General features: G+C 67.2%; 10 protein-coding genes and 2 pseudogenes. 4 read left to right on the forward strand and 8 right to left on the reverse strand.

Annotated elements, in window-relative coordinates; genetic code table 11:
* Positions 1–47 precede the first annotated feature (47 nt).
* Complete coding sequence (locus ACFYY6_RS36550) at positions 48–314, forward strand: hypothetical protein (protein ID WP_111339966.1); 267 nt, start codon at positions 48–50, stop codon at positions 312–314.
* Here ACFYY6_RS36550 and ACFYY6_RS36555 read toward each other — a convergent pair.
* The 4 genes and pseudogenes from ACFYY6_RS36555 to ACFYY6_RS36570 form a co-directional block, all read right to left on the reverse strand.
* Complete coding sequence (locus ACFYY6_RS36555; RefSeq protein WP_386610246.1) at positions 293–589, reverse strand: hypothetical protein; 297 nt, start codon at positions 587–589, stop codon at positions 293–295. The genes ACFYY6_RS36550 and ACFYY6_RS36555 overlap by 22 nt on opposite strands.
* Positions 590–683: 94 nt before the next feature.
* Positions 684–848, reverse strand: coding sequence for a hypothetical protein (locus ACFYY6_RS36560; protein ID WP_386610248.1), 165 nt, complete (start codon positions 846–848; stop codon positions 684–686).
* Between the two features lie 121 nt (positions 849–969).
* Positions 970–2,091, reverse strand: a complete 1,122-nt coding sequence (locus ACFYY6_RS36565) for an epoxide hydrolase family protein (protein WP_386610250.1) — start codon at positions 2,089–2,091, stop codon at positions 970–972.
* Between the two features lie 76 nt (positions 2,092–2,167).
* Positions 2,168–3,421 (reverse strand): annotated as a pseudogene (locus tag ACFYY6_RS36570) (IS256 family transposase).
* A gap of 208 nt (positions 3,422–3,629) precedes the next feature.
* On the opposite strand from ACFYY6_RS36570, the gene ACFYY6_RS36575 reads away from it, so the two are divergent.
* Positions 3,630–4,691, forward strand: coding sequence for a transcriptional regulator (locus ACFYY6_RS36575; RefSeq protein ID WP_389197488.1), 1,062 nt, complete (start codon positions 3,630–3,632; stop codon positions 4,689–4,691).
* A 623-nt stretch (positions 4,692–5,314) separates the two neighbouring features.
* Here ACFYY6_RS36575 and ACFYY6_RS36580 read toward each other — a convergent pair.
* The 3 genes and pseudogenes from ACFYY6_RS36580 to ACFYY6_RS36590 form a co-directional block, all read right to left on the reverse strand.
* Positions 5,315–5,437, reverse strand: a complete 123-nt coding sequence (locus tag ACFYY6_RS36580; protein WP_386610256.1) for a hypothetical protein — start codon at positions 5,435–5,437, stop codon at positions 5,315–5,317.
* 407 nt (positions 5,438–5,844) lie between these two features.
* Positions 5,845–6,678: pseudogene (locus tag ACFYY6_RS36585) on the reverse strand (VOC family protein); the annotation flags it as partial.
* Between the two features lie 62 nt (positions 6,679–6,740).
* The gene (locus ACFYY6_RS36590; protein WP_386610258.1) at positions 6,741–8,129 is read right to left on the reverse strand and encodes an MFS transporter; all 1,389 of its coding nucleotides are present in this window, start codon (positions 8,127–8,129) and stop codon (positions 6,741–6,743) included.
* Positions 8,130–8,212: 83 nt separating this feature from the next.
* On the opposite strand from ACFYY6_RS36590, the gene ACFYY6_RS36595 reads away from it, so the two are divergent.
* Together ACFYY6_RS36595 and ACFYY6_RS36600 are read left to right on the forward strand one after the other, a co-directional pair.
* Positions 8,213–8,611, forward strand: coding sequence for a winged helix-turn-helix transcriptional regulator (locus ACFYY6_RS36595; protein WP_386610260.1), 399 nt, complete (start codon positions 8,213–8,215; stop codon positions 8,609–8,611).
* Positions 8,612–8,701: 90 nt separating this feature from the next.
* Positions 8,702–9,121, forward strand: coding sequence for a hypothetical protein (locus ACFYY6_RS36600; protein ID WP_386610261.1), 420 nt, complete (start codon positions 8,702–8,704; stop codon positions 9,119–9,121).
* 118 nt (positions 9,122–9,239) lie between these two features.
* Here the strand turns inward: ACFYY6_RS36600 and ACFYY6_RS36605 are convergent, their stop codons facing one another.
* Positions 9,240–9,881, reverse strand: coding sequence for a recombinase family protein (locus ACFYY6_RS36605; RefSeq protein ID WP_389197490.1), 642 nt, complete (start codon positions 9,879–9,881; stop codon positions 9,240–9,242).
* Positions 9,882–9,937 lie beyond the last annotated feature (56 nt).

Below are 9,937 nucleotides of genomic sequence, written 5' to 3' on the forward strand. Positions count from 1 at the left end.
CCCTGGAGATATGGCCATCAGCGGGGGACGTCGTCCAAGGTGGGGCGATGAGCGCACTGCGACCCGGTGACATCACCGACGAGATGATCCAGGCCATGGATGCGGCCAAGCGGCAGGGACTGCAGAAGGATCTGCGCGCCCTTGCCGCCAACATCCGCGCCGACGCCGAAGGCCGGTACGACAGCGCGGAACCCGGGTGGCGGGCCGGAGTCGAGTGGACGCTGCTGTGGATCGAGAACACCGCCGCCCAGCTGACCGAGGGCACCCCGGGCGCCGGGGCCGGCGGCCGGGGTCAGGGCGTGTCGCCGGAGTAGTAGAAGCGGCAGCTGACGCCGGGGCCGGAAGTGCGGGGCTCGCCGGGCTGCGGGTCGTACAGCGCCCGGCCGCCGGGCCACCGGGACAGCTCGGTGGTCAGGGCGACGCCGTCGTCGACTTCCTCGGTGCGCCAGCCGTGGATGTCGAGCAGCAGGCCGTCCAGCGGGCCGCCGACCAGTTCGGCGTAGGTCCGGTGCGGGAGCGGGCCGGGGTTCGGGTCGTCGTGGTCCGCGCCGTAGACGCGACCGGTCAGCAGCTGCTCGTCACCGTTCATCCGACCAGCCTTCCAGCCGGCACCGACAACGGGGTGCGGAGACGGCGTCGGGCTCGGCCGGGGTGGCCGGGCCCGAGGCGGGAGCGATGCGGTGCTACTGGGTCTGGAGGGCGCCGCGGTCGATGAGGCCCTGGATGTAGGGCGGCCAGTCCCGCTCCAGGCTCGTGGTGATCGCGGCGTGGACGTCGGCGCGGACCTGTGGGGTGACGTGCTCGACTTGGCCGCCGGGGTAGTACAGGCGCGTAGTCAGGGATTTCACGAGTAATTGTCAAGAGTTGTGGACTGCGTGTGGTGCGATCTCCTGAGTGGCCTCGGTTTCTAGCGGCTCCGATCCGAGTCAGGCCAGCCGATCATTCCTCGCCGCGGCTGCTCCGCGATGCCTATCGTGACTCGGTGAAGAACTCTGCGATGTCGCCGGCGAGCATGTCCGGCACTTCGGCAGCCGCGAAGTGCCCCCCGCGTGGGAAAACCGTCCAGCGCCGCACCTGGTAGAGCCGCTCGTACCAAGAGCGCGGTGGTTCTCCTTCGGGCACGAGCTCGTTGGCGAACACTGCCATCGCGGTCGGTACCCGCACCAGATCATCTGGCCCGAGTGCCGTGCCGTGCCAGCGGTTGTCGTAATAGTCGCGCATCGACGAGGTAATGGAGTTCGAAGCCCACCAGATGGTCAGCATGGTGAGGAGCGCGTCACGGCCGAACGTGGCGTCGAGGTCGCCGCCACTGTCCGACCAAGAGCGCCACTTGTCCAGCACCCAGGCGGCGAGGCCCGCGGGAGAGTCGTTCAGCCCGTATCCCAGCGTTTGCGGCCGGGTGGACTGCACTGCGCTGTACCCACGCTCGGTCTCGTCCCAGCGGGCAGTGTGGTCGACGTACGCCAGCTCTGCAAGGGACAGCGGCGGCGCATCCGGTCCGGTGTACGGCGACATCTCTGCCGTGCTCAGGTGGATGCCGATCATCCGGTCGGGCTGGGACAGCGCCATGTGGGTGGCGATCCCGGCGCCGAAGTCGCCGCCGCAGGCGCCGTACCGCTCGTACCCGAGCCCTTGCATGAGCCGATGCCACAGGCCGGCGACGAACTCCCGGTCGACGCCCACGCGGGGTGGGCGCTGCGAGAAGGCATAGCCGGGCAGTGACGGCACCACCAGGTCGAACCGGTCGCCGAGGCGGTCGACCAGGCCGAGCATCTCCACGAACGTGCTGGGCCAGCCATGCGTCAGGACCAGCGGGATCCCGCCGCCGGGTGCGCGATGATGCACGAAGTGAATGCGTACGCCGTCGATCTCGGCCATGCGGTGCTCGTAGCGGTTGAGTGCACGTTCTTGTGCCCGCCAGTCGAAACCGTCGGCCCAGTAGGCGAGCAGGTCCTGCAGGTACTCCCGGTCGACGCCCTGGCTCCAAGGCTCTCCGGGCGCCCCATCCGGCCAGCGCGTGCGCAGGATCCGATCGCGCAGATCGTCCAGGACCGCATCGGAAACGACGACCGTGTAAGGCTCAACGTGCATACACCGATGATAGGGACCCCACCGAACCGCCCTCTCGAGCGTTCGTGTCCCGCGCTACCGATCCGGTGATGCGCGGTCAGGCGGCAGCGCCCTTCTCGCGCTCGACGAGGACGCCGTTCTCGAACCTGATGCCGGCTCGGACGAGGGCGACGAGGTGGGGTGCGGTGATCGCGCGCCAGCGTGTCTGGGCGGACTCGACGAGTTTGAAGACCATCGCGAGGGCGGCGGCCGGGCTGCCGGCGCCGCGGGTGACCTTGGTCCGGAGCTTGACGGTGGAGAACGTCGACTCGATCGGGTTCGTGGTCCGCAGGTGGATCCATTGCTCGGCCGGGAAGTCGTAGAACGCCAGCAGCTCGTCCACCTCGCCGGTGATCTTCTTCACCGCGTTCGGTCACTTCGCCCCGTACGTCCTCTCGAACGCGACGATCGACTTCTCTGCGTGCGCACGGTCCTCGGCGTTGTAGATCTCCTGCAGGGCCTTCTTCGCGCCGGGCTGCGCGGACTTCGGCAGCGCGTTCGTCACGTTGCGGGTTTTCTGAACCCAGCACCTCTGGTGCCTGGCCTGCGGAAATACCTCGGCCAGAGCTCGCCACAGGCCCATCACTCCGTCGCCGACAACGAGCATCGGGTCGCGCATGCCGCGCCGGCGGCAGTCCCGCAGCAGGTCCGCCCAGGACTCGATGGACTCCCGCAGCCCCTCGGCGACCGCGATCAGTTCTTTGCTCCCGTCCACGCGGACGCCCATCAAGACCAGCAGGCAGGAACGCGTCTGGGACAGGCGGATCTTGGGGTGGATGCCGTCGGCCCAGACATAGACGTAATCGGATTCCGCCAGGTCACGGCGCTGGAAGGCGGCATGCTCCGCGGTCCACTGCTTCGTCAGCCGGGTCACCGTCGCCGATGACAGACCGGCCGCGCTGCCCAGGAACTGCTCGAGGGCGGGCACGAAGTCGCCCGAGGACAGGCCGTGGAGGTAGAGCAGCGGCAGGACCTCGCTTACCTTGGGCGACTTCCGGCACCAAGGTGCCAGGATCTTCGAGGAGAACCGCTCGCGCTCACCGGTCGCTTCGTCGATCCGCTTGTCGTTCACGCGTGGCGCCGACACCTCGATGGGCCCGGCGGCCGTGATCACTGTCCTCGGCCGGTGTCGGCCGTTGCGGACCACCAGCCGACGGCCGGCCTCGTCGCGCCGCCCGGCGAGCTCGGCTATGTACTGCTCAACCTCGGCTTCCAGTGCGGCGGCCAGCACCCGCCGAGCGCCCTCCCGGACGATCTCATCGATCAGGGAACCAGTCTCGGTCGTGCCGTCTTCATTGACTACGCTGAGCACAGGCGTGCCTTCCCAGCCCGCGTTCGCAGCGCGGGCCTACTCGGTGACCTTGAGTCGATCACCCGGGAAGGTACGCCCTCCGCATCCCACGAGGCACCCCGCCCCCGGGCCGATCCACAGGTTCTGAGCATTGCTCCAGGGGACCGGCCTTCCATGGCAGCCCGGCACCTCCATCCAGGCGCTTCTCCACCTCACCCGGAGCGAAGTGATGCGCACGCACACACGCAACAGCGACAGCGCCGCGCACGTCCACAAGGGCAGCGCCCTCCTGGACCCGCTCCACCGGTGGGCCACCGCCACGTCATCCCCGATGACCGCGCCCGTCGGGCGCACGGGCGGACAGATCGGTGCGGCCGACGTTGAAGGCATCCGGGCTGTGACCGCCATGTACCGCGATGTCGACAACCGCCATGGCGGAGCCCTGTCCCGCAAGGCCGTCGTCGCACAGCTCAATGACGCCGTCTCCCTGCTCGACACCTGCACCTACACCGAAGCAACCGGCCGCGAGCTGCTCTCAGCCGTCGCCGACCTCGGATCGGTAGCCGGGTGGATGAGCTTCGACGCCGGCCACCACAGCAGCGCTCAGGAACTCTTCATCACCTCACTGCACGCCGCTACCGAAGCCGGCGACAAGGCGCTGGGTGCCCACATCCTGCAGTGCATGGCCCGCCAGATGTCCCACCTCGAACGGTACGAAGACGCGCTCGCCCTGGTCGATCTGGCCCAGTACGGGGCGCGCCGCCGCCTCTCGCCGGCCACTGCCTCCATGCTGGCGAGCCTCGAAGCCCGCTTCCAGGCCATCCTGGGCAACCTCACCGACAGCGAAGCCGCAGCTGGCCGAGCCGAGGACGTTTTCACCGGAATCGTCCCCGGCAACGAACCGACCCACATGGCGTTCTTCGATACCGCGGAACTGTCCGCCACCATCGGCGTGGCCCATCAGATCTCCGCAAGGCACAGCCAAGGCACCGACCGCACCCGCCGCGCGGAAGCCGGGGTCCGTCTCATCCAACAGGCCCTCGAAGCCCGCCCGAATCACCGTGTACGGAGCAAGGCATTCGATCACCTCGCTCTGGCCCGGACACATCTGACAGTCGGAGAACTCGAGGGCGCCCACCAGGAAACGATCCACGCCCTTGAGCTGTTCGGAACGATCAATTCGCGCAGAGTCGGAGACCGGCTCACCGAACTCCACGACGAAGCATTGCCGTACGCCACGAGCGCACCGGCTATCGACCTGCGTGAACGCATTGCACACGCCGTCATGTGAGGGCGGATCCACGCCTCCCGAGCTCGGCATGGGATCTGCGGCGCGCGGACGATCGGCGCTCAACCTGGGCCTTCGCCCCCGGAAATGACCGGACGAACTGCGGAGGCTGCCTGGTGGCGTTGCCTGCGGACGGCGAGCATGAATGTTGCCGGGAGGTGGCCGAAGAGGCGGTACGGCTCGCCCACCCGACCGGCTACTGTATCCCTGGCCGAAACCCCAGGTCGCTGGGCCGATTCCGACTCGCCCTGGAGCTCACCAGCGGCGTAGGTCCTTGGCCAGCTGTTCGTACGATTCGGCGCGGTTACCGGTGCGGCCCGGGGGCTTGTCGCCGAGCGCGACCACGGTGTCCGTGCCCCGTCCAAGACCGACCAAGAGCGTGTCCTGCTGGTCAGACCCGAACTCGCCGACGTCCTCTCCGTGGTCATCCGCCGGGTCCGCGACCCGAAGACGGGCGCCATCCCACTGCTGGCCGCCTACGACTACGAGGAGCGCATCTGGAGCCCGTCCGCCCCACTGCTGTTCCAGTGGGACCGCGCGGGAGAGCTATCCCGCATGACCGGCGAGCTGATCCGGCGAGCCCTGGGAGAGGTCCTCCACTTCATCGGCCTCACCGACACAAGCGGTCAACCCCTGGACTTCGCCCCCCACGACTTCTGGCGGGTGTTCATCACCGACGCCATCCGCTCCGGCCTGCCGCCCCACATCGCCCAGGTCATCGTCGGCCACTCCAACATCAACACCACCATCAGCCGTCTACCCCACCGAGACCATCGAGGCCCACCGGGCTTTCATCAACCGCCGCCGCACCCTGCGCCCCGCCGAGGACCGGACCCCGACCGACGCCGAGTGGGAGGATTTCCTCGGCCACTTCGAACTCCGCCTCACGGGGGCCGAGGCCAAGATCCGGCAGATCGACGACTCCTCGTCCGTACCTGGGCCCGTGCACCTGGGACTCCCCACCTCGCGGAAGCCGTAAGTGAGTGTCTGGAAAGGTGCTCAGGACGCAAGGACTGATGAGGACGTGGACGCGCCGGGGATCCACCTTCACCGGCTTCCCGCGCCGAAGTGGGGAGACGGACTCGGCCCATGGGGTAGCACGCAGCTGCGACTACGTCTCTAGGACAGCAATGGCTGGGGGGACGAATACGCAGAACTCATTGCCTTCCGGGTCGGCAACGACAACCCAGCGGAATCCGTGTTCGCTCTGTTCTCGAGAGATCCTCCGGGCGCCGAGTTGTTGGAGGCGATCGACCTCGGTGTCCAGGTCCTCGGTGTCGAAGTCGAGGTCAAGGTGCATCCGGTTCTTGACCTGCTTTGATTCCGCGACCCGCTGTAAGAGAAGGATGGGCGCGGGAGCGGGACCGACCAAACTCAGGTAGGGCGGTCCCTCGAAGCCGCGCCGGTATTCCAGCGGGGCGAGCGCAGCAAGCCAGAATCCCGCCTGCGCTTCGATGTCAACACAGTCCAGTGTCACGACGATCTGCATGCCGGAACGGTAGAAGCCTGGGACTCGTCTTGGCGATTCGATTTTGTCGCGTCCGGGTGCTGTCGCGGCGGTCAGTTCTTCTTCGATCACTTCATGCGGGGGCCTGAGCAAGGAATCGCACCAGCACCTCTCTGACAACGCATTCCGCAGAAATCGCCGGTAGTTCAGAGAAGCGACGAGCCCGAACGAGACGATCCCCGTCCATACAGGTCTGGGCATCATGATCACCACCTCGACCTGCGGTGTCGTACTGCTGGGCCCCTTTGGCACACCGGACACCGCTGAATCGATTTCCCGGGTGGCTGTCGGCTGACGGTGCGGGGCCGAGGACCGGTCGTACAGGCCGAGTTCGCCGTGGCGGCGGTAGCGGTTCACCCACTTCGACGCACACGCCCGGGAAATGCCCATCTCGGCGGAGACATACGCGATCGGACGAGTCTGGCAGCGCTGCACGAGGCGCCTGCGTCCTTCGAAGGACAGGGGTGAATTGCGGTGATGCATGATTGGTCTTTCCGGATCAGAGGGAGGGGGCTACACCGCCGGGCACCCAGCGGCTGCGGCTGTCAGCCGTTCAGGCCCCGGAGACTGCGGATGCCGGCTGCGGCGGTGAGCAGCCCCGCAAGCGAGATGCCTGCGGCGGTGAGGAAGGCTGCTCGGTAGCCGGCCAGCACGTCGTCACCAGCCGTGGCGGCGACGGTGGACAGGACCGCGAGGCCGAGGCCGCCTCCGATCTGGAGCGCGGTGTTGAACATGGCGCCGGCCAGTGCCTGCTCTTCGGTTCCCGCACCGGACAGTGCGGTGATGTTCGCCGACACGAAGGTCTGCGAGAGACCGATGATGAGGATGATCAGGAGCGGCAGGATGACAGTCCAGTAGTTCGCTCCGGGGCCGACCAGGGAGAAGAGGGCAAGGCCGATCGTGTAGCAGGTCAGACCGAACAGCATGAGTCGGCGTACACCTACCCGTGGGACCAGGCGCCCTGCGACCAGGGGCAGGAGCGTGCCGCCGATGGCCAGCGGCAGGAAGGCCACGCCCGTGGTGAGCGGGCTGAAGCCGAGGATGTTCTGCAGCAGGAGTGCGGCGAAGTAGTTCACCCCGACCCATCCCGCGTACAGGAACACGGCGACCGCCAGGGCCGCGGCGAGGTTCGGCCGCTTCCATACGTCCGGAGGGACCAGCGGTTGGGCCGCCCGGCGCTGCCAGACCACGAAGCCGGCCAAAAGGATCACGGCAACAGCCGCGACCGCCCATCCAGCGCCATCAGCCACGTCCTTGCCGAGCTGGGTCAAGGCGAAGGAGAGGCCCAGCAGACCTGCGGTCACCAGCGCTGCACCGGGAAGATCAAGGTGTCCGTGGGCACGGTCCTGAGGGTCGTCTGCGGGGATCAGCGCAAGCACACCAGCGATGAGTGCGACGACCACCAGGACGTTCATGGCGAACATCGCCCGCCACCCGATCGACCCCGCCAGCGCGCCCCCGACGACCAGCCCGAACGCGAGGCCCACGCCGCCCATGGCACCGAATGCTCCCAGCGCCCGCGATCGCCCCGGTTCCTCACGCCAGAGGGCGCCGATCAGCCCGAGCGCGGCCGAGACCGTCACCGCCGCACCAGCTCCTTGGACCGCACGGGCCGCGACAGCGATTACCAGCGAGTGGGAGGCCCACACCACCGCGGACGCGGCTGCGAACAAGGCCATGCCGCACAGCAGCGCCCGGCGTCGCCCGTACAAGTCAGCGGCTCGCCCGGCCACCATCAGGAAGCCGGCGAACATCAGGGAGTAGGCCGACACCACCCAGGAGAGCTGCTCGGGGGAGGCGTTCCAGTCCCGCGCCATCTCGGGCAACGCCATGTTGACCGACGAGAGATTCATGATGTCGAGGGCCTGAGCGGTGCACAGGATGGCCAGTACCGCCCCGGAGCCTTGAGCCGCCCGGCGGACAGGCGCATCCACAGATTCCGATGTAGTCACACATCCAGTCTGTGGAGTACAGCACCGTCCGGGAAGTATGCACAATAAAGTGCCATACTATCTAAATGGATAGTGTCAACTCACCGCGAGGCGTCGCCAAGGCCGCCGGCGCCGTCACCTCGATGCAGTTGGAGCAAGGCTGCACGACCCGTCGGGTCTTCGACCTGATCGCCGACAAGTGGATGCTGTCGATCCTGTGTGTGCTGTCCGAGGGGACGGCTCGCTACAGCGCACTGCAGCGAGCCGTCGTCGGAATCACCCCCAAGGTGCTCACCCAGCACCTCCGCTCGCTGGAGAGCAGCGGCCTGCTGACCCGCACCGTCTATCCGGTCGTCCCTCCACACGTCGAATACGAACTCACCGACCTCGGGCGATCGCTAAGGCAGGCACTGCAACCCCTCCTGGTATGGGGCGAGTCCCATCTCGACGAAGTCGAGCAAGCTCAAAGTGCCCATCAGCAGTGACCTTCGGGCCGGGTGACCGGACCGTCGTAAGCGTCAGTAGCGAGACACGAGGCTCGCGCGTGTCACCAACGTCATGTCCCACAACATCTAGTGCGTACCGAGCACGCCAAGGTGATCCAGGACGACCGGACCCCGCAGAACGAGTACTGGGCGGAGCCTTACGGTGACGGCGGCATCCGGGTGGACGTGTCAGCGGTCAACTCGTTCGTGGACGTCCCGGGCTCGCAGTACGCGAATCTCGGCCGGATCAACGCAACGTTCCACGTTCACCCGCACGGTTACGACGACAAGAACAAGAACTTCACCGGCTTCGACGTCGACACGAACAAGGACAAGTACCCGTCCTGGGAGGTCCTGCGCTACCCCCGTCTGCTGGAGAACTCCGGTTCCCCGCAGGCTCTGTGGCAGGGCACCGTGTGGCAGGGTTCCATCTTGGACCTGAAGGCCCCGCAGCACCTGTGCTACCGGAATGACCCGGACCACGCACCCGTCAGCATGACCTGCAACTGATCAACGCGGGAGGGCCGGTCCGTCCGGTCCTCCCACTCAGTCCACCGGCACGATGTACGCCCTGGCGCTGGGCACGGAATAAGCCAGCAGGATCGTCACCAGCCGTAAACGGCGGTGATCAGTCAGCTGGCCTGGAGGGTCGGGGCAGTTCTGCCGTGTTTGTCGACTCGGCGAGCGCGAGACGGCCTCCCTTCAGCTCGGGCACGTAGTTGTAGATGGTGTTGCGGGAGACCCCAAGGAGCTTCGCGATCGAGGTGACGGTGTTTTCCGGACGGGCGAGCAGGTCGCGTGCGTCACGTACCTGTTCGTCAGTCATCGCCGGCGGGCGGCCGAGTCGGGCACCGCGGGCGCGGGCGGCGTCCAGGCCCTCGTTGGTGCCCTGCACGATGAGTTCGCGAATGAACTCCGCCAGGGCCGCGAACACGTGGAAGACCAAGCGCCCGCCGGGCGTAGTCGTGTCGAGCGCCTCGTGCAACGAGGTGAACCCGATGCCACGCTTGCGCAGGCCGGACACGATCACGATGAGGTCCTGGATGGAGCGGCCGAGCCGGTCCAGCGACGGGACGACGAGGGTGTCACCCTCGCGCAGGTAGTCGAGGGCCTTACGCAGTTCCTCGCGTTCGGCGTTCTTGCCGGACTTCTTGTCGGCGAAGATCCGGATGCATCCCGCTTCGGTGAGTGCATGGATCTGCCGGTCGAGCAACTGTCGATTGATGAGCGGCCTAGTACTGCAACGGTGCTTGCCGTGACTGATGGCCAGGTCATGGGCTGTGTCCGCGCCGTTTGTAGTGACTGATGCGGGCCTGGTGTTGTCGT

It is taken from the genome of Streptomyces sp. NPDC001750, assembly GCF_042892615.1.
Lineage (GTDB): Bacteria > Actinomycetota > Actinomycetes > Streptomycetales > Streptomycetaceae > Streptomyces.